This window comes from bacterium, from assembly GCA_030697645.1.
In the GTDB taxonomy this organism is placed as follows: Bacteria; Patescibacteriota; Minisyncoccia; order Phycocordibacterales; family VMGT01; genus JAUYPI01.
Window position 1 is genome coordinate 1 of record JAUYPI010000005.1, and the last position, 24,740, is coordinate 24,740.

The 24,740-nt window shown below is 56.3% G+C and carries 19 protein-coding genes; 2 read left to right on the forward strand and 17 right to left on the reverse strand.

Annotation, left to right across the window (positions count from 1 at the left end):
• Positions 1-265 precede the first annotated feature (265 nt).
• The 9 genes from Q8R39_01230 to Q8R39_01270 all read right to left on the reverse strand — a co-directional run bounded on the left by Q8R39_01230 (position 266) and on the right by Q8R39_01270 (position 13,122).
• Positions 266-1,468, reverse strand: a complete 1,203-nt coding sequence (locus tag Q8R39_01230; protein MDP3735030.1) for an FIST N-terminal domain-containing protein — start codon at positions 1,466-1,468, stop codon at positions 266-268.
• Between the two features lie 198 nt (positions 1,469-1,666).
• Positions 1,667-2,500: a response regulator gene (locus Q8R39_01235; GenBank protein ID MDP3735031.1), complete on the reverse strand. Its 834-nt coding sequence runs from the start codon at positions 2,498-2,500 to the stop codon at positions 1,667-1,669.
• Positions 2,501-2,715: 215 nt separating this feature from the next.
• A complete protein-coding gene (locus tag Q8R39_01240; GenBank protein ID MDP3735032.1) occupies positions 2,716-5,226 on the reverse strand; it encodes a heavy metal translocating P-type ATPase in 2,511 nt (836 codons plus the stop codon).
• 259 nt (positions 5,227-5,485) lie between these two features.
• Positions 5,486-5,923, reverse strand: a complete 438-nt coding sequence (locus tag Q8R39_01245) for a cupredoxin domain-containing protein (GenBank protein MDP3735033.1) — start codon at positions 5,921-5,923, stop codon at positions 5,486-5,488.
• Positions 5,924-5,965: 42 nt separating this feature from the next.
• Positions 5,966-7,024, reverse strand: a complete 1,059-nt coding sequence (locus Q8R39_01250) for a glyceraldehyde 3-phosphate dehydrogenase NAD-binding domain-containing protein (protein ID MDP3735034.1) — start codon at positions 7,022-7,024, stop codon at positions 5,966-5,968.
• A gap of 4 nt (positions 7,025-7,028) precedes the next feature.
• The gene (locus Q8R39_01255; GenBank protein ID MDP3735035.1) at positions 7,029-8,009 is read right to left on the reverse strand and encodes a D-glycerate dehydrogenase; all 981 of its coding nucleotides are present in this window, start codon (positions 8,007-8,009) and stop codon (positions 7,029-7,031) included.
• Positions 8,010-8,058: 49 nt separating this feature from the next.
• The gene (locus tag Q8R39_01260; protein ID MDP3735036.1) at positions 8,059-8,760 is read right to left on the reverse strand and encodes a VTT domain-containing protein; all 702 of its coding nucleotides are present in this window, start codon (positions 8,758-8,760) and stop codon (positions 8,059-8,061) included.
• Positions 8,761-9,176: 416 nt separating this feature from the next.
• Positions 9,177-11,891, reverse strand: coding sequence for an excinuclease ABC subunit UvrA (gene uvrA / locus Q8R39_01265; GenBank protein ID MDP3735037.1), 2,715 nt, complete (start codon positions 11,889-11,891; stop codon positions 9,177-9,179).
• Positions 11,892-11,961: 70 nt separating this feature from the next.
• Positions 11,962-13,122, reverse strand: coding sequence for a D-alanine--D-alanine ligase family protein (locus tag Q8R39_01270; protein MDP3735038.1), 1,161 nt, complete (start codon positions 13,120-13,122; stop codon positions 11,962-11,964).
• A 152-nt stretch (positions 13,123-13,274) separates the two neighbouring features.
• Between Q8R39_01270 and Q8R39_01275 the strand changes: the two genes are divergently transcribed.
• Positions 13,275-14,201, forward strand: coding sequence for a hypothetical protein (locus tag Q8R39_01275; GenBank protein ID MDP3735039.1), 927 nt, complete (start codon positions 13,275-13,277; stop codon positions 14,199-14,201).
• Between the two features lie 292 nt (positions 14,202-14,493).
• Here the strand turns inward: Q8R39_01275 and murF are convergent, their stop codons facing one another.
• The 4 genes from murF to uvrB form a co-directional block, all read right to left on the reverse strand.
• Positions 14,494-15,936 (reverse strand): UDP-N-acetylmuramoyl-tripeptide--D-alanyl-D-alanine ligase, encoded by a 1,443-nt coding sequence (gene murF, locus Q8R39_01280; protein MDP3735040.1) that lies wholly within the window; start codon positions 15,934-15,936, stop codon positions 14,494-14,496.
• 213 nt (positions 15,937-16,149) lie between these two features.
• A complete protein-coding gene (locus Q8R39_01285) occupies positions 16,150-16,899 on the reverse strand; it encodes an alpha/beta hydrolase (protein MDP3735041.1) in 750 nt (249 codons plus the stop codon).
• Between the two features lie 204 nt (positions 16,900-17,103).
• Positions 17,104-17,574, reverse strand: coding sequence for a hypothetical protein (locus Q8R39_01290; GenBank protein MDP3735042.1), 471 nt, complete (start codon positions 17,572-17,574; stop codon positions 17,104-17,106).
• A 65-nt stretch (positions 17,575-17,639) separates the two neighbouring features.
• Positions 17,640-19,655 (reverse strand): excinuclease ABC subunit UvrB, encoded by a 2,016-nt coding sequence (gene uvrB, locus Q8R39_01295; protein MDP3735043.1) that lies wholly within the window; start codon positions 19,653-19,655, stop codon positions 17,640-17,642.
• 118 nt (positions 19,656-19,773) lie between these two features.
• On the opposite strand from uvrB, the gene Q8R39_01300 reads away from it, so the two are divergent.
• Positions 19,774-20,190, forward strand: a complete 417-nt coding sequence (locus Q8R39_01300) for a hypothetical protein (protein MDP3735044.1) — start codon at positions 19,774-19,776, stop codon at positions 20,188-20,190.
• A gap of 70 nt (positions 20,191-20,260) precedes the next feature.
• Here Q8R39_01300 and Q8R39_01305 read toward each other — a convergent pair whose 3' ends face one another.
• The 4 genes from Q8R39_01305 to Q8R39_01320 form a co-directional block, all read right to left on the reverse strand.
• Positions 20,261-20,656, reverse strand: coding sequence for a hypothetical protein (locus Q8R39_01305; protein MDP3735045.1), 396 nt, complete (start codon positions 20,654-20,656; stop codon positions 20,261-20,263).
• 300 nt (positions 20,657-20,956) lie between these two features.
• The gene (locus Q8R39_01310) at positions 20,957-22,216 is read right to left on the reverse strand and encodes a Glu/Leu/Phe/Val dehydrogenase (protein MDP3735046.1); all 1,260 of its coding nucleotides are present in this window, start codon (positions 22,214-22,216) and stop codon (positions 20,957-20,959) included.
• A gap of 87 nt (positions 22,217-22,303) precedes the next feature.
• Positions 22,304-23,719, reverse strand: a complete 1,416-nt coding sequence (locus Q8R39_01315) for a tRNA guanosine(34) transglycosylase Tgt (protein ID MDP3735047.1) — start codon at positions 23,717-23,719, stop codon at positions 22,304-22,306.
• Positions 23,720-23,967: 248 nt separating this feature from the next.
• Positions 23,968-24,504, reverse strand: coding sequence for an FKBP-type peptidyl-prolyl cis-trans isomerase (locus tag Q8R39_01320; protein MDP3735048.1), 537 nt, complete (start codon positions 24,502-24,504; stop codon positions 23,968-23,970).
• Positions 24,505-24,740: the final 236 nt, after the last annotated feature.

The following is a 24,740-nucleotide window of genomic DNA, read 5'->3' on the forward strand; positions in this document are numbered from 1 at the left end:
CCAACCAACAATTTCCAAACAAATTCCAATACTCAAAATCCAATTTCCAAACACGGCATTCGTGTTTGAAATTTGATGCATTGGAATTTGAAGTTTGTTTGGAACTTGTGGGTTGGAGCTTGGAATTTACGTGAACTGGAGCTTGGAGCTTTCGCACGACGGGGGACATCGGATGTCTCGCAATTTCGTGGTTCAAAATGGAGCGACCTCGCCCGAAATTCGGCGAGGTCGTGAGTGTGACGCGCCCATATGTTACAACTTTTGTTCACTCCCCAACTCCAAAGAGCACCATTGTTTCGTTGTAGAATCGCGAGCTGATCTTTTCATGGTTGCGCAGCTCGCCGCCGAGGGGTGCCTGCTCGCCGTAGGTGTAGAAACCAAGGAGCGGCGTCGTGCGGCCGATCACATCGAGCACCGCCTGTATTTCTTCGTTCGCGCGCGTCCCGTAGAGCTTTTCCCGCGCGATGCAGTTGAACATGAGGACGAACTTTGGTTTCGATTTTTCGATCTCAAACTCGTGCATCATGTGCGCGGCGGCATCTTTCGCTGCCTCTATCGCTTTTTCCCGGCTCCCGATCATGAGGCGAACCTCGGAGCCCTCCGGGACTTCAGCGGCGCAGGTGATGGCGCCTTTCTCGTCAACGGTAATTGGATCGCGAATAAGATACTCGTCTTCGTACTCCGGAATTTTGAGGCCGATCGGGTAGGTGATTGCCATTCGCGCCAGCGCTTCTTTGCGGAGTTCTTTTGCCCGCTCGCCGAAATAATCCTCGTAGATACTGATCGCTGGTCTTCCATCGAGCTCATGGAGCACGGCACCGTCCGCCTTGGTAACCTTCATCGGCATGCCGATCGGCATCCAACCGTGCCTGACGCCGATGCCCATCGAAAACTTTCCGGAGAGCCCAAGCCCCGCGACGGCACCATCAGCTACTTCGTCATTGAGATACTGATAAGTCTTTTTGAACAGAAAATCATCCCCGGGAGCCCCACCGACCACCGGGAAGTGCTCCCCCAGTACGTCGAGCACGCCGCGGACGGTCTCGGCACCGTTCCCGGCAAGCACGTCCGGGAGCATGATAAACGAGCGGAGCGGCTCTTTTGCGGCCTTACGCACACTTTCGGCGACAGCTCGCCCCGCCTCGCGCGCACTGGCTTTGATATTTTTTCCGAGGCTCGCGGCGAAATGAATCGTATCGGATTGGATCGCCATAACCGCCACGGATTTTTGACTCGGACCCGCGTTCGTGATTTCTCCCGCAGCGGAGCATCCGAAGACGAGCGCTGTGCCGCCCACCTCAGAGATACCGCGCACAAGTTCCTCCTGGTTGAGCGCGACGGACGAAAATACGAGCAGCGCATCAGCTCGGTCAATGCCAGCCGTCGCGAGCGCCTCCTTGGTCGCCTCGACGCCAGCCTCATGGGCATCCTCAATTTTGCTGAGGCCAACTCCTGCATGTATAGACATAATTTAGGTAATAGACCTCTTGCATAACCCGCTCCTGCTGCGATTTTTGATTTTTGGCTGCGACTTCGTCAGATTTCGCAAAATGGTTCTCGCCGTACAACCGAGTAACGCCGTCGAACCATTTTGCTTGTCTTCCTCGTCTCGCTCAAAAATCAAAAATCTCGCCACGAAACGGGTTATGCAAGAGGTCTATTTATTTTAGTTAGACGTAGTTTTTAATAACGCGTCGACCTTTGTAACGATTTCATCCGGATAGGTGTTTGCCTTGACGAAGTAGCCCGCCGCGCCGCCAGCCATCCCGCGCTCTATGTCCTCACGTTGCCCGAGGTTTGAGATTATAAGTACCTGTATATCTTTGTACCGAGGATCTTCCTTTACTTTTTTAAGAATGGAAAGGCCGTTGAGCCCCGGGAGAAGTATATCAAGCAAGATGATGCGGACAGCGTGCTCCTCGAGTACCGCATCAATCTCCGGCTCGCTCGTGGCAATGAGGACAACGTACTGCTTTGTCGCTAATTTTTGCCGGAGCATATCCGCGATCATCAAATCGTCTTCGATGAGCAACACGGTCGGCGCCGAGCTCCCGTGCGCCGGAGTATGCACCTCGCTCTGCTGTATGCCGTTGCCGACCGCTGATTTTCCTGTATCCATAATTTCTTTCGCTACGCGGTCTACTTTTAAAAGAATATCGTCCGGTTCTATCTCGGCCTTCACCAGCCAATCACGGACCCCGAGCCTTTTCGCCCTCTCAATATCAACCGGTTGGCCGGAGTTCGAGACAATAATGACCGGAAGGGAGGGCAGTATCCCCTCCGCACGGAGACTTTCGAGGATCTGAAGACCATTTCGAAACGGGAGCGACACATCAAGGAGTAAGATATCGGGCTTGCTGGCGCGTATGCTCGCAATGCCGGCATCTCCATCGACAGCTACTGTTACCAGGTACCCATGCGTCTCGAGCTTCGACCTGAGGAGGTTCGCGAGCGTTTCGTCGTCCTCAACGAGAAGCACGGTCAGTGGGTTTTGCTGCATACTGTTCATAAGTATTGTGGGTTACGAAGTTGCGAACAGATGACATCCTAAAATAAATTCCAAGCTCCGACCAACAATTTCCAAACAAATCTCAAATACCAATACTCCAAATCTCAAACACGCACATCGTGTTTGGAGGTTGGATTTTACATATGGTGATTTGTCTGGAGACGGTTTTTTTTGAATTTGGAAATTCGAGCGATGTCTAGTAAATCTTATACCTTATTTCCTGTCTTGTCTTGAATACTCGCGCCGCTACCCGTGCCTTTTTCTATCGGCGGCGTGTACCGTTTGAGAGTGAGCGAATTCATCACGACCGATACGGACGAGAATGCCATCGCAAAGCCGGCGATCTCAGGGCGGAGCGTGGCTTGTGAGAAATTATAGAATATCTGCCCCGCGCCGCCAAGGCTCTGCGAGAGCGCCACCACCCATTGCGCCGGCACGCCGAGCGACGACTGCGTTACCAATAAGTGTATACCGCCCGCGATGGGGATTGCGACCACGTTATACACAAACGCCCAAAAAAGGTTCTGCCACACTTTCCGTATCGTCTTGCCTGAGAGCTGTATTGCGGTCACTACGTCCCGGATGTCGTCCTTCACCAGCACCACCTGTCCGGTCTGTACCGCGACATCCGTTCCGGAGCCAACCGCTATGCCCACGTTTGCCTGCGCCAAGGCCGGTGAGTCATTGATGCCGTCACCAACCATCGCGACCTGTTTCCCTTCGTCCTGGAGCTTCTTCACCATTTTCGCCTTATCCTCAGGCAGCACCTCTGCAAACACGCGGTCTATGCCAATTTGCCTCCCGATCGCGTCCGCGGTCTTTTGATTGTCGCCGGTAATCATCACGATTTCCTTACCCATCTTCTTCAGGGCGTCAATCGCCTCTTTGACATCGGGCTTCAGCGTGTCAGCCATCGCAATGAGCGCCGCGAGTTGATTATTGATCACGGCAAATACCACAGTTTTCGCCTCGCCCTGTAGTCGTTCGAGTTCGCCCTGATTGGCGTCCGTGTTGATGCCGAGCTCTTTCATATAGGTAAGGTTCCCTATTTTCACCTCTTTGCCGTCAACCTCACCGACGACGCCTTTGCCAGAGACCGCTTGAAAATTCTTTGGCTCGGCAAGTATCCCCGCCTTCCCTCCTTGCTCAATAATGGCGCGCGCAAGCGGATGTTCGGATCCTTTTTCGACCGAGGCGGCGAGGCGCATCACCTCGTCCTCACGGAAAATAGTTGACGTGAGTACGACATCGGTAACCTGCGGTTTGCCTATGGTGAGCGTGCCGGTTTTATCGAAGAGTACCGCAGTCACGCGGTACGCCTTCTCGAGCGCTTCTCCACCCTTTAGTATAATACCAAACTTTGTCGCGCGGCCAATGCCGACGACGAGCGCCGTCGGCGTCGCAAGCCCCATCGCGCACGGGCAGGAGATGACGAGGACCGCAATCATCCTGATGAGGCCGGTGCGGAACGGGAGCGCCGCAAAGAATACCCAGCCGACGAAAACCAGCACGGAGAGCACGACAACCGCGGGGACGAACCGCTCGCTAATCGCATCCACAAGATTTTGAATCGGCGCGCGAGACGCCTGCGCTTCCTCAACCATGCGGACGATCTGATAGAGCAGCGTGTCCTTCCCCACTTTTGTCGCGCGGAATTTGATAAGCCCCTCCTGGTTCATTGTCGCTCCGATCACCTCCTGCCCTACTTCGCGCTTCACCGGAAATGACTCGCCGGTCACCACTTTCTCGTCTATGTGCGAGACGCCTTCGATGATGACGCCGTCGACAGGGATTTTTTCCCCTGGCCGCACCACAACTGTCTCGCCCTCTTTGATATCGTCTATCGGAATAGTCACTTCAGCCCCATTGCGCACGACGTGCGCCTCTTTGGCCTCGAGCTTCAGAAGCTCTTTAATCGCGGTCGAGGCCCTGCCGCGCGCGAGAATTTCGATGTAACGGCCGAGGAGAATAAACGTAAGCAGCGCCGCCGAGCTCTCCCAAAACGGGTGGTCAATGTTGAAGAAGAGAAAGCCGATTGCGCTGTAGAAGTAGGCCGCCGAGGTGCCGAGCGCGACGAGCACATCCATGTTCGCAGAGCCAACGCGGATCGAGGTAAATGCACTCCGGTAGAACGGCCACGCGATTACAAACTGCACCGGCGTCGCAAGGATCCAGTAGATATAGTTGAGGTCGATCGCGAGCGGCGGGTTCGCGACGTCTACAAAGAGCCCCGCGACCACCTTGAGCGGCTGCGCGACAATCCAAAAAAAGTAGTTGACGACCTGACCGCCGGTGGCAAAGAAGCTGCCGCCGATGATCTCCGGCCGCCCGATATTGAGAAAATCAAACAGCTCGTGCACATGCGTCACATTAAACATGTGGATCAGCATGTAGTAGACGATGACCGGCGCCGAGAGCGCGAGCGCGGCGATGAAGCGGCGCTTTGCCTCGCCGATGCGGCGTTTCTCTATTCTTTCTTCTTCCTCGGGCGTCGACGATGCCTCATCCGGCCGGATCAGATCGTAGCCGAGTGCGTGCAGCAGCTCGTCTATCTTCTCGAGCGTAATCTTCGACTCATCGTACTCGATCGCGGTCTTCTCGCTGCCGTAGTTCGTCTTGATCGAAGTCACGCCCGCCTGCTTCCCCACGAGCTTGTCAATGAGGACCGAGCACGATGCACAGTGCATTCCTTTAACTTTGAGGATTGCTTTTTTCATGTGTGGATAACGCGCCTTGACAGAAAATTCTGATTTGTTAATATCTATTATACCAACCCCAGGTTCCAATTGGATCCTTGAAAGTCCCGAATTCTCTCGGGGCTTTCGTTTTGTTTGCACCAAAGTTAGAATTATGATGTGGAGTCCAAGGGGCCACCCAAGGCGGGGAACCTGGGGTTGGTACTCGGGTTCGGGGGTTCAATTCCCCTTGGCTCCATATACAGAAGCTGCCTTCATCGGCGGCTTTTGTGTTTAAATTTTACCGCGTCTCCGATATTAAACTCTTAACGTGCAACCTCCCTATCATGTCGAAGTGGGTGCGGAGGACGCCATCAACCTCCCCCTCGCCGCAGGGCACCGAGCAGTAGAATGGAAAATCGCCGGGTTGGGTGGCGTCGAACTCTATTACTCTTGTACTATTGGCAGGCATCCTTTGCGAGACGCCATAGGAATCTATAGCGATACCGTGGTCATAATCGTCTTCGTTGATTACTGTCATTACGACATGGTCGCCGCGGTTGATTTCGATCTCCTCCGGCACAAACCGCCACTCATCCTTTTTTGCAACGACGGTCACCTCGCGCACCACGCCAGTCCGCACCGGCACCCGCTCCTCCGAGAGCAGCGTTGTGCGGTAGAATATGCCGCCACCGATAACCACTACTGCTATGATCGCGATGATGAGATATTTATTCATCTAGCTTGGATATACTCCGATGTTCGGCCCGGGCTTCTTTATTCAAGGTCGTGCATATTGCCCGCTTTTCAAAACATGTTCGACGAGCGAGTGGGCATAGCCCATCTCATTATCATACCACGCGAGGACTTTGACGAGGTCACCAGCGACGACGCGGGTCATGGAAAGGTCGGTGATCGAGGCGTAGATTGAACCAACGATGTCCGAGGAGACGATCGGCTCGTCGGTTATGCTGAAGACTTTTGTCCAACGCTCTTCTCCTGCGGCAGAGCGGAGTATACCGTTCACTTCCTCAATGTTTGTCTCCCGGGCAGCAAGAAACGTTATGTCCGCAATCGAACCGGCGACGACCGGAACGCGCAGGGCGATACCGTCAAATTTATCTTTAAGCTCGGCAATCGCCTCGGTTACGGAAATCGCGGCGCCGGTTGACGAGGGGATTATATTCTGCGCCGCGGCGCGGCCGCGGCGAAAGTCTTTTGCCGCCGGGCTATCAACGATCGCCTGCGTCGCAGTGTATGCGTGAACAGTATTGAGCAGCGCTTTTTTGATGCCGATCTTTTCGTGAAGAATCTGTATAACCGGGCTCGCTGCGTTCGTCGTACAGGAAGCGTTTGATGAGATCACGCAATCCTTGAGCGCCTCGTCGTTGACGCCCATGAGAACGGTCGCGCCGCCAATGTCTTCTGGAGGCGCGTCTTTCATCGGCGCCGTGACCACCACTCTCTTTGCTCCAGCAGTAAGGTGCGCGCGGGATTTTTCATAACTATCAAAAACGCCCGTTGCCTCGACGACGACATCAACGCCGAGCTCGCCCCATGGCAGAATGCTCGGGTCACGCTCCGAGAGAAATCGCACCCGCTTCCCTCCTGCAATGATCGCCTGCTCGCTCCCAGCACCTTCCGACGGATGTGCAGGGTCCGCGCGCACCTCAAAAGGCGCGCGGCCATACACGGTGTCATACGCAAGAAGGTAGGCAACATTTTCAAGGTCGCCGAGGTCGTTGATCGCGACGATCTCAATCTCCCCGCCGCGCTGCTCGGCCGCGCGAAAAAATGCTCTCCCGATGCGGCCGAAGCCATTGATGGCGATGCGAATCATGATTTTAGGTTTTAGGGGCTTGGACGACGTTTGGGGGTTCTTTGCCGTCAAACACCGCGAGGATATTTTCTGCGGCAAGCGCGGACATCTTTTGGCGTGTTTCCTCCGTCGCTGAAGCGATATGCGGCGTCAGAATGACGTTGTCGAGCTCCGCAAGGCCGTCGGCGAGCGCGGGCTCATGCTCGAAGACATCGAGGGCCGCGCCCCGTATCGTTTTCTGCCGGAGCGCCTCGACGAGCGCCGCCTCGTCTACGATCGCGCCGCGCGACGTATTGATAAGGCAGGCACCCCGCTTCATCAGCGCGAGGCGCCGAGCATCCACGAGGTGACGCGTCGAGTCAAGGAGCGGCACATGAAGTGAGACAAAATCCGCTTCGCGGAACATGTCGTCAACATTCTCCCGAAACTCGGCGCCATAGTCCCGCTCAAACCCCATGTCGCGCTTCACATCGTAGTAGAGCACCCGCATATCAAACCCGCGCACCGCGCTGCGTACCACGCGCGCTCCGATGCGGCCGAGCCCAACGATACCGAGCACTTTGTGCGAGACGTCCGTGCCGAGGAGAAGCATCGGCGCCCAACCGTCGTAGTGACCCGCACGGGTGAATCGGTCTGCCTCCGCAATCCGGTGAGCGATCGAAAGAATCAAGGCAAACGTGTGTTCTGCCACGGTCTCGGTGAGTACGCCAGGCGTATTTGTCACAAGAATGTTCCGCTCCCTCGCCGCCGCCACGTCTATATTATCGTACCCGACAGCATAGTTTGCGACGACGCGGCATTTATCTCCGGCGGCTTCGAGCACGTCGGCATCGATCGTGTCAGTGAGGAGGCAAAGCAGCGCGTCGTACTTCGTACTCTCGAGATTCTCCAATAACTCCTCTTTAGTGAGCACGCGGTCGTGGAGACTCATTGCCACCTCGTGACCCGCTGCTTTGAGCATCTCGATACCGCGATCTGGTATCGTCCGTGTAACAAAAATTTTCATACAACATTCGACGCTGTGCCTTAAACGTATCGTCTTTACAAAACCTCTGTCAACTGTGCGTTGCTCGCGCTTGTCTCACCAGCCACCAGGCGCCGCCGAGGCCGAGCGCTGACGCGACGATACTTGCGGCAATGAGCGCTCCAGCGCTCGTGCGCTCGACTAAAATTCTTCCAAGCGCAACCAAGACGGCAGTCGGCACGAGGCCGATTGCGATATTAATCAGCATATAACGCGGGTAGGCGATCATGGTGAGTCCCGCAGCGTAGTGCACCGCCTCGGGGAAACCAGCAAAGAAAATGCGCGCCTGCACGATGCCCTTCGTCGTGCCGATGTAGCGAAGTACCTCCTCCGCGGCGCGCATCCCGGGCTTTGAAAGGAAGTAGGTGGCGATGCGCGTGCCGAAGCGACGGCTGATCCAGAATGCGACACTCGATCCGACAACATCGCCTACCGTCATAATCGCAAGCCCTTTGCTGAACCCGAAGAGAGCGCCGGCTATGGGATAGAGCGGCGCGCCGCCGAGTGGCGCGAACACGAGAGTTGAGGCCTTGAGGAGCGCAAGCAGAAGCGGCCCGAAAATGCCGAGCGCCTCTACTCTCTCTTCGATTCTATCAAAACCGATAAGCCGCGCAAAGCCGTACACCACCGCAAGCACCACGACGAGCCAAAAGACATTCTGCGCGAGCTCGCGCCGGCTCATTTGTGTCGTGGCCTCGGATGGTCTCGCCGCGACGCTATTCTCCTCCAACATATGCACACTCTAACACACTACTGTTGTGCTATACTACAAAAAACCCCGCGTACGGACGCTCAATGGGGAAACCAATCTGCCCACTTTTCAAATTGGGGAGATTGTATTGAGCGTCCCTACGCGGGGTCGTTGGTGTACTAGAAAGTGGAGATTGGAAAGTAGAGAGTAGAAATTAGGGCGCACGAAGCATATTTTTTTCTTTCATGCTCTACTCTCCACCCTCTACCTTCCACTCTCCCGTATCATGAAAAAAGCGGCGAGAATGGAACTCCGCCGCCGCACTCTAATTCCACGTCCACCGTCGTCTAAAAAAACACCCTGTCGAATTCCCATGGTACGCCACGAGACACTACTGTCAAGACGAAAGAGCTTGACATTTTTCTATTAACGACGAACGCTACAGCTCGACGCCCGCTCTATTTTTTTATCACCCGCGCGAGATATGTTGCCGTATGCCCTTTGCCCGAGCGCGCGACTTCCTCGGGTGTGCCCTTCGCGACAATGCGACCGCCGCCCTCTCCGCCCTCCGGTCCGAGGTCGATGAGGTAGTCGGCGCACTTCAAAATGTCCATATTGTGCTCTATCACGACGACGGTATTGCCTTGCCCGACAAGCCGCTCGAAGATCTCAATCAACTTCCGTACATCGTCGTAGTGGAGCCCGACGGTCGGCTCGTCGAGAAGGTAGATGGTTTTTGACAGGAACGGCCGATAGAGCTCGGCGGCGATCTTGATGCGCTGCGCTTCGCCGCCGGAGAGCGTCGTCGCGCTCTGCCCGAGCTCAAGGTAGCCGAGTCCGGTGTCCGCGAGCGTCTTCAGGCGATCGGCAATCGCGGGAATCTCCTCGAAGAACGCAGACGCTTCCTCGATCGTCATGTGCAGCACTTCGTCAATATTCTTTTTCCGGTAGCGAACCTCGAGTGTCTCCTTCATAAATCGTTTACCGTTGCAGACATCGCATGTGACGTACACCGTAGGCAGAAAATGCATCTCAACCGCGATCTCGCCGTTCCCCTGGCAGGCCTCGCAGCGGCCGCCCCGGACGTTAAAACTAAAGCGCCCCGGCCGCCAGCCGCGAACTCGGGCGTCCGGACTCTCCGCAAAAAGCTCGCGGATAAACGTGAACGCGCCGGTGTATGTCGCCGGATTGCTCCGCGGAGTGCGGCCGATCGGCGATTGGTCAATCATGATCGCGCGGCCGACGTACTCAGTGCCACTAAACGAGGAACAGTTGTAAACTTTCGCGCTCCGGTAGCGGCGATCGAAGCGCGCGCGGAGATTCTCGTAGAGTATGTCATAGAGCAGGGTTGACTTCCCCGAACCGGAGACACCCGTGATCGCGACGATGCGGCCGAGTGGTATATCGAAGTTGATATTATCAATATTGTGTTTTTTCGCGCCGCGGATCTGGAGCGTCCCTTTTTCGGCCGTGCGGCGTTTTTCAGGGATCGGGATCGCCTCTTCGCCACGGAGGTAGCCGAGCGTCCTCGAGCCGCTCGTGTTGCGTTTTGTGGTGAGGAGCTTCTCAAGCTCCCCCGCGACAACCACCTCGCCACCGTGCACTCCGGCCCCTGGGCCGATGTCTACAATATAGTCTGCGGCAAAAATGGTGTCCTCGTCGTGCTCGACCACGATGATCGTATTGCCGAGGTCGCGGAGCTTTTTCAATGTTTCGATAAGTCGATCGTTGTCGCGCTGGTGAAGACCTATCGTCGGCTCGTCCAAGACGTAGAGCGCGCCGACGAGACCCGATCCGAGTTGCGAAGCAAGTCGTATGCGCTGCGCCTCGCCGCCGGAGAGCGTATTCGCCCTGCGATCGAGCGTGAGATAGTCAATGCCGACATTCGCCATGAACTGAAGGCGGCTCGTGATTTCCCGGAGCACGACGCGCGCGATGTCCTGCTCTTTTGGCGTGAGTTTTAGGGTGTCAAAAAATTTAATCACGTCGGCGATCGAGAGCGAAACAACGTCAACAATGGACATGTTCGTCGGGTGCAACACCGAGTGTTGAATATTTTTGTTCAACACTCGGTGTTGCACATTAATACCGAGGAAGACCTGGAGTGCCTCGGGGCGCAATCGCGCACCGTGGCAGGCAGGACAAACTTCATTCCCGAAAAAGTGCCGCGTGCCGAGGCCGTTACAGTCCGGGCATGCGCCATAAGGCGAGTTAAAGCTGAAGAGGCGGGGTTCCACCTCGGGGAAAGAATAGCCGTCGCGGGGGCAGGCGAATTTTGACGAGAGGAGGAATGTTTCCTGCGGCTCGATGATGGGAACTCGTGCGCGCTCGATCGCCGAGCCGAGGTTCGGTGCGCCGTCCGGCGAGAGGACATGCACCCGAACGAGGCCGTCGGACTCCGTAAGCGCGCGCTCGAGAGCCTCGGCAAGGCGTTCGAGCGCTGCGGGCTCGTTCGATGCAAAGTCTGCCGCAGAAAGCGTGTCCACGAGGACATCAATGTCGTGTCGCTTGTTCTTATCGAGAAGTATCTGCTCACGCAAGAGGTGCCGCTCTCCGTCAACGACCACGCTCGCGTAGCCCTTACCGAGGAGGTCATAGAGCATTTGGTAGTATTCGCCCTTCCTCCCGCGCACAAGCGGCGCGAGGATTTCAAATGTCCTCTGTTGCGGCGCGCCGCCCTTCGGGCGGCGCGTTTTCTGCTTTGGAGCATTCGTCGCGTGCGTGTGATCGCGAACCTCGCCGATCCGCTCCAGTACGAACTGCATAATCTCGTCTTTCGAGAGCTTCTCGATTGGCGACCCGCAGATGAGACAGTGGGGCCGGCCGATCCGCGCAAACAGCACGCGGAGATAATCGTAAATCTCCGTGATCGTCGCGACCGTCGAGCGCGGGTTATTTGAGCGCGATTTCTGGTCAATCGAGATCGCAGGCGAGAGACCGACGATCTCATCCACATCCGGCTTCTGCATCTGCCGGAGAAACTGCCGCGCATAGGCCGAGAGCGACTCCACATACCGCCGCTGCCCCTCGGCAAAAATGGTGTCGAACGCGAGCGAGGACTTCCCCGAGCCCGAGAGTCCGGTGAAGACGATGAGCTTGTCGCGCGGCATCTCAACCGTGATGTTCTTCAGATTATGCGTCCGCGCGCCCTTAACGATCAATTTATTTTCCATACGAGACATAGCCCCGCCCAAGAGTGGGAGGGGGTAATTGGAGACAATATAGCACAGCGGCTCGCGTATTTTAAGAACCTCGTTGCAACACGCTTGACGCAAAGGTTGTAACGCGCTTCTGCTTGTCGGCAAAGCGCTCCTCGGCAAGCGCGATGAGTTTTGTAACGAGCTCAACGTTCGAGACGCCCGATGCCTTCCAGAGGTGCTGCTGCAAACTGCCGGGGAGTGGATTAATCTCGTTGAGGTAGACGCTTCCCGACTTCTGGTCAATAAGGAAATCGAAGCGCGCCGTGCCGCTGCCGCCGATCGCGCGGAATGCGCGCACCGAAAATTCACGAATGGTCGCGGCGATCTTTTCGTCGACTGGAGCCGGAATCCGCACTGACTCTTTCGCCCCGCTCATTGAGCCCGAGCCGCCTTTGCTTCCTTTGCCGCCACGCATGTATTTATCGTCGAAGCTTAAAAGTGCCGCTTTGGCGAGCGGCTGCTCGAGCACGCTTGTCCGCACTTCCTCATTCCCCAGCACGGCGCAGTTCACTTCGATGAGGTTCGGCACGCCCTGCTCGACGATCACTTTATCATCGTAGTGCAACGCCACCTCGACTGCTTGCTCAAGCCCTCCCTGCGACTCGACTCGGGTGACGCCGATGCTCGAGCCGAGATGAACCGGCTTCACGAAGAGCGGAGAATGTAAAACCGAAATCTCTTTTTCAATTCGCGGTCGCTCCGCATTCCATTCTCGCTTGGTGAAAAAAACGTACGGCGTCGAAGGGATGCCGACGCGCTCGGTTACAATCTTCGCGAGCGCCTTGTCCATCGCGATCGCAGATGCCGCGATGTCGCAGCCGACGAAGGGGATGACGGCACCGCTCAAAATGCCGGCGAGCATGCCGTCCTCGCCGTTAGTCCCGTGGAGCACAGGAAACGCGACGTCAAGGCGACGAGTTGCATGCGCTCCGAACAGTCCGGGGAAGCCGAGCGAAAACTCTCCGTCGGTCCGAATAACCGGCCGCCGCAGCGATTCAAGATGCTGTGTAAAATCGTGCCGTCTGAATGTCGCAACGTCAGCAAGCGACTCGGCGCTGTACCAACGGCCGGAGCGCGCGATGTAGATCGGCACCGGCACAAACCCCGGCGCCGCGCCGAGTGCCGCAATGATAAACTGGCCGGTGATGATGGAGATATCGTGCTCCACCGACCGCCCGCCGAAAATGACGCCGATCGTTTTCATGGTGAATTCAGTGTACAGCACGCGTGCGGAGAACACGTGCTTGACAAATACCATCTGGTGTGCTAACTTCACCCCAGATGAAATAGGCAACGCAGGATTTCTATCCACGTAGCGTCGCTAAATGACCGTTGTTTTCTCACGGAGGAAGTGCGATGAAAAAAGGGGCCGTTGTGTTGACGATCTTACTAGCGTTCGTCGGGAGTTTTTTCGGTGCCGTAGTGACAGTATACTTGCTCCTCCCTGTGCCACAATTTCTTGGAGGAAACGTAGGCGGCGCGAGGACGCTTACGGCATCTGCAATCGTGACACGAGGTGTCGCGAAGATGCTTGTTGAAGAGGACTCTGCAGCGAAGGCGGCTCTGGCAGTCGCCGAGCGCAGTAGACAGGATGAGCAGAGGGCACTTGCAGAGCAGGCAGAGCTGCGGCACAATGCAGAAGAACACCGTAACGCCGTTGCTTCCGCCAAGGAAGCTCTGGCAAGGGCGCGCGGTATGGACGGCGAGAGTTCTGATGCCGCCTGGATTTCAAGCGTGCGCCGCGGTCCGAAAAATGCCTACGAGCAGACGTGCGACGCCTATGAGCGATACAGAGCCGCCACGTGGGTGGAATATGCGCTCTCAGCGACGCACGCGGTGAGTCTCGTCAAACCCGACGAGATCGGATTGGATTCTCTTGAACAGTTTCGAGAGTTGTATGCAGCGCTTGCCAAAAAAACGATTGGCGGCCTGCTTGTCTCGCTGAAGAATCGCCCGTCGTCCGAAACTTCGTGCGGTCGCGGAGAGAGTTCGGTCGACCTACGGAATGGTCCTGAGGTGTTCGAGACAATCCTGTATATCCTCAAAACGATCGAGATGTCGCCGGAGCAGACAGAGCTAACGACGCAGGAAGAATTCCGGAATCTCCTGCGGGGCTCAGTTCGCATCCAGGTAGAAGAGCTCCGCCCGCTCCTCAAAAGTGAATCCTCCGATGCCCGTGCCATACTTGCCGGATATTTGGAGGAGTACCATTTTTCTCCGGCCGAGGTTGGTCTCACAGGGGACGAAGCCGCACTTCTTTTCTTCTCGAACGAAAAGAAGTAAACAACAGAAACGCCTTGGAGGATTCACGCTTTAGACCTCCGCCCCGTGGCAAACCACATGCCACGGGGTGTCTTTTTTTACACACCAAAATAAATCCCACAGTAACCGCCCGCTCCTTAAAATTTCTCGCATAGCGAGAGGTGTTTAGGAAATGGCGAGCCGAGTAGAAAAATGCAGCTGTCTGAGGCCGACGAGCACGGAGGCCGAGTTCTGCATTTTTCGTAAGCGAGGCGACACCATTTCCAAACACCGAAGCTCGAGCGTGAAATTTTAAGGAGCGGGCGGTTACACCTCACACATACCCATCCGGCCAGTCGTTTTGGAGGAGGACGACGTCCCCCGCGACGGTGAGCATCGGGAGCGCCGCGTACATCTGGAGCGCATCATCGTACCAGAGGAGCTCTCCTTTGAAGAGAGCGGCGGTGAGTCCGCGTGCGATATGCGGCGTCGCCGAGTTGGCGACAAGCACCACGACGTCCGCGATCTTCGCGAGCGAACGTCCGATTTCCTCATGCACCGCAGCACTACGCTCCCCCATCTCGACAAGCCCGGGAGTAACGTAGATTCGTCTTTTGGCATCTACGCAGCGCAGAAACTCAATCGCCGCCCGCGCGCCGTCGGGGTTGCCATTATAGGTGTCGTCAATCGTGACGACGCCGCCCGCGTCCCGCCGTGGCTCGAGCCGATGCTCAAATGCCCTGGTCTTTCGGGTGCCCTGCTCGATCTCCGGGACCGATAAGCCGAGCTCGAAGGCAATTACTGCCGCTGCCGCAAGCGGCCCAATTTGGTGCATTCCGAGGAGGCCCGAGGTCGCTTCAATCTTGTGCGCGCCGCAAGAGAGCGTGAATCTTGTTCCCTCGATGCCAGTCGTCTCCCCATTCACGCGCCAGTGGGCTACTCCTTGCCGCGAGTAGAGCCGGTGGCGCGGCGCGGCAGCTTGAGCGGCATGCGAACTCTCGCCGTTCACAAAAAGTGGTCTTTCACCCAGATACTCTGCAAGTTCGAATATCGTCTTTGTCGTCCGATCAATGATTTTGAACCGCTCGAGGTGCGCCTCATTGACGCCGGTAATAACGCCGATGTCCGGCTCGACCAGTTCGCACAGCGCCGCAATGTCGCCCGAGTAATACTCGCCGAACTCAAAAATCAAAACCTCCTCGTCGCCGCGAAGCGTCTCCACAAACCGGCTGATCCCAATGGGAGTGTTCGCGTTGCCGGGCGTCGCAGCAATTTTTTTACCATCACTCAATACCGTGCGCAGGATTTCTTTCATCGTCGTCTTGCCGTAGCTTCCGGCGATCGCGATTTTTACCGCTCTTAATTGCTGGATTTTCCGCTGCGCTTTTTTTATTAGGTACCGCTCAATCGGCGCCTGCGCCATGCGCAGCAAAAATAACGGCGCGAGCATAGCCCGCGGCAGAGCAAACGGCAACGCCGCAACACCGAGCATGAGTGCAAAGATACGAAAGACGAACGGCGCGTTCAACGAGAGAGTAAAGGAAGCCACCGCGATAATCCACGCAGCAGCAATCAGCCATGCCGCCGAGAGCAGGAGCTTCGCTTTCGGCGTGTAGCGCAGCCGTTTTCGTTTTTGTACCGCGCGAAAATCAGTTGTCCTCCGCACCGACGCGCTGTAGCGCTCCGGCTCATACTCGCTCGCCTGGAGCATATAGACGAGGGAGGAGATGAGGCGCGGATGAAACCGCGTCAGCGCGCGCATGACAATCGAGCTCATGGACTTGTATTGCATATATACCCAAAAGCAACAGGGTGGCGAATGTTTTTGAGTATATAATCACGGCGCTCGCGGAAAATGCAAATGCCCCTTTTCGCTTTCCGCTCGCTTGTGATTATAGAAAACTCTTCTGTCGCCTTTGACACCAATTTTATGCGATCGCTCTAAATTGGTGTCAAAGATTACACAGTATCGACGCTAACAGTATCGACGCTATCTGAATCCGTTAATTGCCGCGGCCACTTCGCCTGGTTTCTCCCGATGCACAAAATGTCCTGCCGCGGGAAAAACTTTGAGCGTAGATCCGGGAATGAGAGACACAAGTCGCTCACCCTCACAGAGCGGTGTGATCGCGTCTTCCCTGCCCCAGATGAGCAGCGTCGGAATGTGTACCTGTCGCGCCGCCGAACTCAAATCCTCACGGACGACAGCGCGAAACGTGTCCGAGAGCGAGCCTGCTTCAAAATAGTCGCTTCCTAAAAATTGATAGAGTTTCCCGCGCAGCGCGAGCCGAGCGAAACTGAGCGGCGGCACGAGCGTCGCCGCTCTGCCGAGCTTTGCGAGAACGGCGAAAAAATAATTCCGCAGCGTCTTCTTCTTTGCGACGCCCGCCGAGGCGATGAGGACGAGCCGCCGTGCGCTGAGGGCACCCTCTCCGAGACCTTTGAGCGCAACCCGCCCGCCGAATGAGTGGCCAACGAGCACGTCCACGTTTATATTGAGTTTAAAAATAAAATCGCGGACAAAACACGCATAGTCTCCAACGCCCCATGTCCCCGGTGGCGGCTCGGTCCCGCCAAAGCCGGGGAGGTCAAGACGCACGATACGCCGTCCCTTTGCGAGGAGCGGCACAAGTTGATCGAACGTCTGAAGCGTATCCTTCCACCCATGGAGCATGAGCATGACTGCGCCTGTGCCTTCATCGAGATAGTCCGTAGCGATATTATTAACGATAATTTTCATGAATTTTGCAACCACACAGGTGCTGTCGTGACTTTGTTCAACTACCCAGGTGTTTCCGCACGCATGGACACAAGTATGACAAATGCCAGTGGTGTATCGAGGGACAACACTCGGTGTTGAACAAAGTCTCTACTATCGTAGTGTAACAAACCGACGCGGTCCTCGAAAGGACCGCGTCTCACGGAAATCGCACTGGTACTCACGCTACGCAGCCGCAGCTACTTTCTGCTTACGCAGAATTTCTGTGTAAAGCCTGAGAGTATTCTGTAGGATGTGCTGAACTGTGCTCCACAGCCCAAACTCGAAAAGCCCGAGCATCTCAACAAGGACTTCTTTGGATTCGATGCTATGAACACGAAGCTTGAACGTCGCGCGCGAAACTCCATTTGCGCCCAGCGGATGAATATAATAGTTACCGTCTACTGTGCGATAGTCTTTTTCATCCCATTGTTTGATTGGCAGCGCACTGTCGACTGACAGCGCGACGTGGCAATATGCAGAATAATCATCCAACAATGATACAGCGAAGGGGTACGGCAACATAACCTCAAATGTCCAGTATGGTTCATTTTCTCTACGTTGACTGAACACCTCATCCCAAACTTCATCCTTGCTGAGGTCCTTTGCGATAATACAGCCCGACTGGTCGATTATCGTGTGCACCATTTTCTCCATTGCACTTCCTCCCCGACGACACAAGTTCAAGGTGTACGACCCAAAAACACACTACCACGCGAGACTCATTTCCGCAACCTCTCAAGCGCTCGGATCTCGTCGCGGAGGATTGCGGCGGTTTCAAAATCGAGCTCTTTTACTGCTGCACTCATCTGCTTTTTTTTCTCACGGAGAAGTACCGCGCGGGTTTTGCCGGAGCCGCTTTGCTCAAGCGCAAGTAGGATTTCGACCGTCCGCGTGTGCTCACCCTTGATCTCTTCTGCGATATCGTGGATCGCTTTCGTGATTGAACGCGGCGTAATGCCGTGCTCTTTATTGTGCGCGAGCTGCTTCTCGCGCCGCCGATTCGTCTCATCGAGCGCACGCTCGATTGAGCCAGTCAGACGATCCGCGTAGAGGATCACGCGTCCGTTCACGTTACGCGCCGCGCGGCCGATTATCTGGATGAGCGCGGTATCCGAGCGCAGGAACCCCTCTTTGTCCGCGTCGAGTATGCCGATGAGCTCAACTTCCGGTAAGTCAAGTCCCTCGCGTAGCAGGTTGACTCCGACGATAACGTCAAAAACACCGCGCCGGAAATTGGTGAGTATCTCGATGCGCTCGATCGTTTTAATACCACTGTGCAAGTACTCAGCTTTCAGTTTATGCTCTTTAAGATACGTACTCAAATCCTCGGCCATTTTCTTCGTGAGCGTGGTCGCGATCACGCGGCCGCCATTGTGTATTGCGCGCTCGGCCTCGACGATGAAGTCCGCGATTTGCCCCGAATAGTCGCCCGTGCTCACGATCGGCCGTACTGTCACCTCCGGATCGACAAGTCCGGTCGGACGGATGATCTGCTCTACAATCCGCACACTGTGTTCGCGTTCGTAGACCGCGGGCGTCGCCGAGGTGTAGATGCGCTGTCCCACGCGCTTGTCAAACTCCTCAAATGTGAGCGGCCGGTTGTCTTTCGCTGACGGCAAGCGGAAGCCGTGCTCGACCAAGGTTTCCTTGCGGGAGCTGTCGCCCGCGAACATGCCCCCAATCTGCGGGACAGTGACGTGCGATTCATCGATCACCGTGAGAAAGTCCGCAGTACCGTCGCTCTGATGCGGAAAGTAGTCGAGCAGCGTAAATGGTGGCTCGCCTGCGCTGCGGCCGTCAAAGTGCCGCGAGTAATTTTCAATCCCGTTGCAGTAGCCAACCTCGCGGATCATCGCGAGGTCGTAGTTCGTGCGACGCTTGAGACGCTCGCGCTCAAGGATCATGCCGCGGCTCTCAAGGTACGCGAGTCGCTCTGCGAGCTCGTGCGTAATGTCCGCCATCGCCCGCTCGCGCTCGCTCTCCGGCGTCACATAATGCTTCGCGGGAAAGATAAAAATGTCGGCGACGTCCGGCTCACGAACCGCGCGAGTAAGCGCGTCAATGACGCGGATACCCGCGATACTCTCCGCGTCGAATTCGATGCGAAAAATAATCTCCTCATGCGCTGGCATGACCTCGACCGCGTTCCCGACGGCACGAAAAGTGCCCGGGGTGAGGTCGGTATTGGTACGCTCAAAGTAGATGCGCACCAGCTGTCGCATGAGCGCGGCGCGGCCCAGAGAGGCACCGCGCGAGAGCCGCAGATGCACTTTTTCGTACTCAGTCGGGCTCCCGAGGCCGTAAATGCAGGAGACGGACGCCACAATGATCACATCGCGGCGCGTGAGCAGGGCCTGCGTCGCCGCGTGGCGTAGCCGATCAATTTCCTCATTCACCATCGCCTCTTTTTCGATGTACGTATCGGTCACCGGAAGATACGCCTCCGGCTGATAAAAATCGTAATACGAGACGAAGTAGTGCACCGCATTCTCGGGAAAAAATGACCGATACTCTTGTGCGAGCTGCGCAGCAAGAGTTTTATTGTGCGCGATGACGAGCGCGGGCTTGTCAAATGCGGCAATCACATTCGCCATCGTAAAAGTTTTGCCGGTGCCCGTGGCTCCGAGGAGCGTCTGGTGAACCTCGCCGCTCTCGAGGCCCGCGAGGAGCGCCAAAATTGCCTGCGGCTGGTCGCCCGCAGGAGTGTAGCTTGATTTTAGTGAAAAATGCCCCATACTAACTGGTAGACACAACTATACACGGTACTCGCGGTGCATACTAAAACCCGCAACCGTGCGACACCGAGTGTTAAACATCCGATGTTGCACAAATTATCCACAGGGAGATACGGTAATGCAGACACTCCAGACCGAACACTTCCGCCTCGCGCTCATTGAAGAGTGGCGCGATTACTTTTCTCAAACGACGGCGGTCTCTCACGAACCATGCTGGCACAGCGTGCCAATTTCAACATTGGCAGAATTTTGGCTTCGGTATGCCACGAAAGTGAACAAAGAGCTGCTACGTCTTGACGTCCTGCCGCCCGGTCACCTGGTGCTCCATATCGGCATTCGTGTTAGTGTCATTGGTCCACTACTGTCCAAATGTGCCCTTGCGCTCCGCCTTGATACCAAGGAAGAGCAGGCAGCCATCAAGGCCCTCTATGAAGAGACCATTTGTCTCCTGCAGTATCGCAAACAGGCACTCCTACTCGATATCAACAGCAAGCTCTCCCTTGCGGAGCTCGCGCGCAATTATGACAGGTGGTAAAACCCGTGGAAGTGCGCAACACAAGCGGCCGCCCGATTCTTGTCGGACGGCCGTAAATCTAATCTAGATGTTACCGCACGGCCTGCCTGCCAGTCCTACCGGTGATAATCTCCCAACCGTAATCACCGTCGTGGTACATGCCTCGAAGACCTGGTGGTGGTCGCAGCTCATTTCTCTCTTTTGCCATCTCAAGCCACGCCCGTTTCAGATTTTCTGCAGTCAGTTTCTGCCCTTTCGGACAGAAACCGCGCCGCACCGTGTCGCCCGAGATCAAATGCAGCGCTTTCTTCCCGAGGGTATAGCTGCCGTAGAACTGCGCGAGTAGGCAATTGCTTGGCGACCTCATGTCGAGTCGAAATTCGTCAACTTCTTTATTCCAACCAGGCCATTCTTGATCGAACGTCGCAGCGCTCAGCCGTACGCACTCTTCCAACACTTCGGCGTAATAACGAAAATCCCCAGCCATACGTTGCTCCTTCTCTAAACGTTGTTCACACCCTGGTCTTGCACGTTTGTGACAGATCCGGTATGATTTTTAGCATAAAAGCGCATGGTGGGCAAATCGTTCGACGCATACTCTTTTTGAATTATGGGCACAAAAATCAAAAACAAACGCCAGTCGGTAAAGCGTCGTCGGCGCAGGAAGATGCGCCGGCGGATGCGCCATCAGAAGCGAAAGTAGACGCTTACAACGGGCTGTGCATGCACAGCCCGTTGTCTATTTTTATGACCGGTGCGTTTGTGTATTCAGTATGCTCGCGCGCTTTTAGCGCTCTCCGCGCGCTCGCATCGCCTCGACGACGCGGCGAACGGCGATCATATACGCCGCATTGCGCAAAATAACGTGCGCGCTTTCTGCCTGTTTCCAAACGTCCTTCGCCATTTTATACATGCGCTGCTCGAGTCTCGTCCGTACTTCGCCTTCCGTCAACGGGAAGCAGAGCCACTCGAGGTACGAGACAAACACTCCGCCGGCGTTTGCCAAAATATCCGGAATGACGACTACCTCGTTTTCAGCAAGGATCACATCCGCCTCCGGCGTCAGAGGACCGTTTGCCGCCTCTGCAATGAGCTTCGCCTTGACGCGGCTCGCGTTCTCCGCGGTAATCTGGTTTTCCATGTACGCCGGAACCAGGATATCACAGGGGAGCTCGAGGATCGCTTCGCTCTGAACCCCGTCGCTCTCGGGGAAACCGACGACGGACTTGCTCGCGTATTTGTGCTCAATGAGGCGAGCGACGTGAAGCCCACGCGGATTATAAATACCGCCCCGTGAGTCGCTGACGCCGACAATACGACATCCTTCTTCCACGAGCTCGCTCGCGAGAAATGACCCTGCGTTGCCAAAACCCTGCACAACCACACTCTTACCACGGAGATCGCCCCAGCCCATAAACTTCGCGAAGGCGTGGATTGCAAACCTGCAGCCGCGGCCAGTTGCACTCTGACGCCCGTGAAGTCCGCCGAGAGAGACGGGCTTGCCTGTAACAACCGCAGGTTCCCAAGAACCAACAATTTGACTGTACTCATCCGCAAGCCAAGCCATCTCCCTCTCGCCGGTGCCAACGTCCGGAGCCGGAATGTCGCGCTTCGGGCCGATGACTCCGGCGAATTGCTGCGTATAGCCGCGGGTAAGACGCTCGAGCTCTGGAACGGATAGCGACTTCGGATCGCATATCACGCCACCCTTCGCGCCGCCGAACGGAATCTCTACGAGCGCGCACTTCCAGCTCATCCACATCGCAAGCGCACTCACCTCGTCCTGCGTCACCGTCGGCGCATAGCGGATACCGCCCTTGCCGTAGCCGCGCGCGAGGTTATGCTGTACGCGGTAGCCGGTAAACTCCCGCGGGTTCCCGTCGTCCATCACCACCGGAAAAGTCGCCTCGAATGGCTGCTCGGGCGTGCGCAGCCGCACTCGCTCACTCTCGCTGAGCCCAAGAAGCTCTGCCACACTGTCAAACTGTTGTTGGGCTATCTCGAAAGGATTTGCCGTTGCCGTTTCCATGTCTCGTTCCCCCATCATATATTAGAAAAACCCTTATGGGAAACAAAGTCCACCTATATACTAGAACCTACAGTCTGTTCGAAACGAAACCACCTTGTTTGCCTATCACGTCACCCTGGCGGTGCTGTAATATGTGCGCACAAATGAATCTTTGAGCTCGCTGAACGTCCCGTCAATGATCGCCGTTCGCATCCGTTTCATAAGCGAGGTAATAAAAAAAAGATTGTGGATCGAGGCGAGCGTGTAGCCGAGGAGCTCCCGCGCGCGGAAGAGGTGCGCGAGATACGCTCTCGTCGTGCCGCTCGCGCACGTCTCACAGAGACATCCCGCATCAATTGGCAAAAAATCGCGCGTGAAGCGCGCATTGGTTATATTGATCGGCCCGCAGCGCGTATAGAGGCGGCCGTTGCGCGCCTCTCTCGTCGGCGCGACGCAATCGAACGTATCCACCCCGTGCTCGACGCCGAGGAAAAGCTGCGTCGGCTCGCCGATGCCAAGCAAATGCCGCGGCAGCTCCTCGGGGAGCAGGGGCACGACCCAGCGCAGCACGTCCACCATCTCCTCTCTCGTGTACGAACCGCCGATGCCGAAGCCGTCAAATCCAAGGGCGGCTATCCTCCGCGCGCTCTCTTCGCGTAAGTCGCGGTGAGGCCCACCCTGCACAATGCCAAAGAGTGCCTGGGTCACCACAGCGTCCTGCTCTCGGCTTTCGGCCTCCAGCACGGTGTTAGACATCGGATGTTTAACGGCCTGATTCTGAGGCGGAAGCGTTCCGACTCCGGCACCTTCGACAGTGACACACATTTTGTCCGATCGCATAAAATGTGTGTCATGTATGCTCGTGTTGCCTGTGTTATCGCTTGCGCTGTTGTGCGAGCCGATCTCCACTCCGGCTTTATGCGCGGCGAGCGAGCGCTCTGCCCAGCGGTGCGTGCGCTCCATCGAGGCGCGGTGGAGCTCAAAGGGCTCGATCGGTGAGACGAAGTCGTCGAAGGCGAATATGATATCCGCGCCGAGCGACTGCTGAATCGCGATTGAGCGCTCGGGCGTGAGTGCCCTCCGGCTCCCATCGAGGTGCGAGCGGAACGTCACTCCCTCCTCGCTCACGCTTGCAAGCCGCTCCTTGCTCACCGCGGTCGGCGCTTCGGCGAGAAAACGCTCGACGTCGTGCTTGCTCAAAAACTTGCTGTACTCGCGCGCATAGGCGACTCCAAGGGAGTAGACCTGGAAGCCGCCGGAGTCGGTCATCGTTGGACCGCCCCAGCCCATGAAGCGCGCGAGTCCACCTGCCTCCGCTACTGTATCCTCCCCGGGCTCAAGATGGAGGTGATACGTATTGGCGAGCACGATCGCGGCGCCGAGCGCACGCACCTGCGTCGGAGTGAGCGCCTTCACGCTCGCTTTCGTCGCAACCGCGACAAACGCCGGCGTCTCGACTACCCCGTGCGACGTCTCAATGACCCCAGCCCGCGCGAGACCTCTACTGACGCGTTTTTCAATAGTGAACCGCACCACTCGCATTACGGTCACTCTAGATCACGACAAGGGACTTGACAAGAAAAACGAGAGGTGTATAATGATGGCAGCCTTTCATGCCGCTTGGCTCTGGGCCGCCCGTAGGGCCGTCACGGGCCACATATGCCGTACATGAAAGCAATCTTCTGGGAGCACTATGAACAGGTGCTCGCCAGCTTTTACCGCCATACGAACACCACGGTGTTCGTATGGCGGATCTTTTATGCGCTACAGTAGCACACAGTAGGATGCAATCACTGCCTCGAGACTCCCAGGAGCTCCACTTCAAAGACAAGCGTCGAGCTCGGCGGAATGATGCCAACCTTGCCCTCGCCGTATGCAAGAGCGGGCGGGATCACGAGCACGCGCTCGCCGCCGACCTTCATGCCGAGAATTCCCCGCTCCCATCCCTCGATTACTTGTCCGCTCCCCAGCACAAACTGGAACGGCTCGCCGCGCGTGAGCGAGGAATCGAACGTGCGGCCGTTAAGGAGCCGTCCGGTGTAGTGCACCGTAACGAGCATGCCGCTCGCCGCTTCCTCGCCGCCGCCGACCTTGATTTCCTCGATCACCAGGCCGGACTCGTCCGGCACGCCGGAGATGCCCGAGAGCGAATCAAGCGCCGTGTCGCCGCCTCTAGGCATCGGCGCGGTTTGATCAATCTCCCCAATCTTCTCCTCTGCGGAGGGCGCGAGTAAGGCAACCTTAAAGTTCGTAAACACCAAAATCGCGCCGATGACAGAAATCCCCACCACCACCGCGATCCATTCGTTTTTTGATAATGAACGCATAAAAAATAGGTTAGCTAATAATACGCAAACAAGAGAAATCACGAATTACGAGATGGCAAGACATCCGATGTCCCCCGCCGTGCGAAAGCTCCAAACTCCAGTTCACGTAAATTCCAAGCTCCAACCCACAAGTTCCAAACAAACTTCAAATTCCAATGCATCAAATTTCAAACACGAATGCCGTGTTTGGAAATTGGATTTTGAGTATTGGAATTTGTTTGGAAATTGTTGGTTGG

What these genes read in the sequence shown, in the direction of transcription:
- Q8R39_01230 (MDP3735030.1), bottom strand. Translation starts at nt 1,468, where the DNA reads ATGTCTATACATGCAGGAGTTGGCCTCAGCAAAATTGAGGATGCCCAT.
- Q8R39_01235 (MDP3735031.1), bottom strand. Translation starts at nt 2,500, where the DNA reads ATGCAGCAAAACCCACTGACCGTGCTTCTCGTTGAGGACGACGAAACG.
- Q8R39_01240 (MDP3735032.1), bottom strand. Translation starts at nt 5,226, where the DNA reads ATGAAAAAAGCAATCCTCAAAGTTAAAGGAATGCACTGTGCATCGTGC.
- Q8R39_01245 (MDP3735033.1), bottom strand. Translation starts at nt 5,923, where the DNA reads ATGAATAAATATCTCATCATCGCGATCATAGCAGTAGTGGTTATCGGT.
- Q8R39_01250 (MDP3735034.1), bottom strand. Translation starts at nt 7,024, where the DNA reads ATGATTCGCATCGCCATCAATGGCTTCGGCCGCATCGGGAGAGCATTT.
- Q8R39_01255 (MDP3735035.1), bottom strand. Translation starts at nt 8,009, where the DNA reads ATGAAAATTTTTGTTACACGGACGATACCAGATCGCGGTATCGAGATG.
- Q8R39_01260 (MDP3735036.1), bottom strand. Translation starts at nt 8,760, where the DNA reads ATGTTGGAGGAGAATAGCGTCGCGGCGAGACCATCCGAGGCCACGACA.
- uvrA (MDP3735037.1), bottom strand. Translation starts at nt 11,891, where the DNA reads ATGGAAAATAAATTGATCGTTAAGGGCGCGCGGACGCATAATCTGAAG.
- Q8R39_01270 (MDP3735038.1), bottom strand. Translation starts at nt 13,122, where the DNA reads ATGAAAACGATCGGCGTCATTTTCGGCGGGCGGTCGGTGGAGCACGAT.
- Q8R39_01275 (MDP3735039.1), top strand. Translation starts at nt 13,275, where the DNA reads ATGAAAAAAGGGGCCGTTGTGTTGACGATCTTACTAGCGTTCGTCGGG.
- murF (MDP3735040.1), bottom strand. Translation starts at nt 15,936, where the DNA reads ATGAGCTCGATTGTCATGCGCGCGCTGACGCGGTTTCATCCGCGCCTC.
- Q8R39_01285 (MDP3735041.1), bottom strand. Translation starts at nt 16,899, where the DNA reads ATGAAAATTATCGTTAATAATATCGCTACGGACTATCTCGATGAAGGC.
- Q8R39_01290 (MDP3735042.1), bottom strand. Translation starts at nt 17,574, where the DNA reads ATGGAGAAAATGGTGCACACGATAATCGACCAGTCGGGCTGTATTATC.
- uvrB (MDP3735043.1), bottom strand. Translation starts at nt 19,655, where the DNA reads ATGGGGCATTTTTCACTAAAATCAAGCTACACTCCTGCGGGCGACCAG.
- Q8R39_01300 (MDP3735044.1), top strand. Translation starts at nt 19,774, where the DNA reads ATGCAGACACTCCAGACCGAACACTTCCGCCTCGCGCTCATTGAAGAG.
- Q8R39_01305 (MDP3735045.1), bottom strand. Translation starts at nt 20,656, where the DNA reads ATGGCTGGGGATTTTCGTTATTACGCCGAAGTGTTGGAAGAGTGCGTA.
- Q8R39_01310 (MDP3735046.1), bottom strand. Translation starts at nt 22,216, where the DNA reads ATGATGGGGGAACGAGACATGGAAACGGCAACGGCAAATCCTTTCGAG.
- Q8R39_01315 (MDP3735047.1), bottom strand. Translation starts at nt 23,719, where the DNA reads ATGCGAGTGGTGCGGTTCACTATTGAAAAACGCGTCAGTAGAGGTCTC.
- Q8R39_01320 (MDP3735048.1), bottom strand. Translation starts at nt 24,504, where the DNA reads ATGCGTTCATTATCAAAAAACGAATGGATCGCGGTGGTGGTGGGGATT.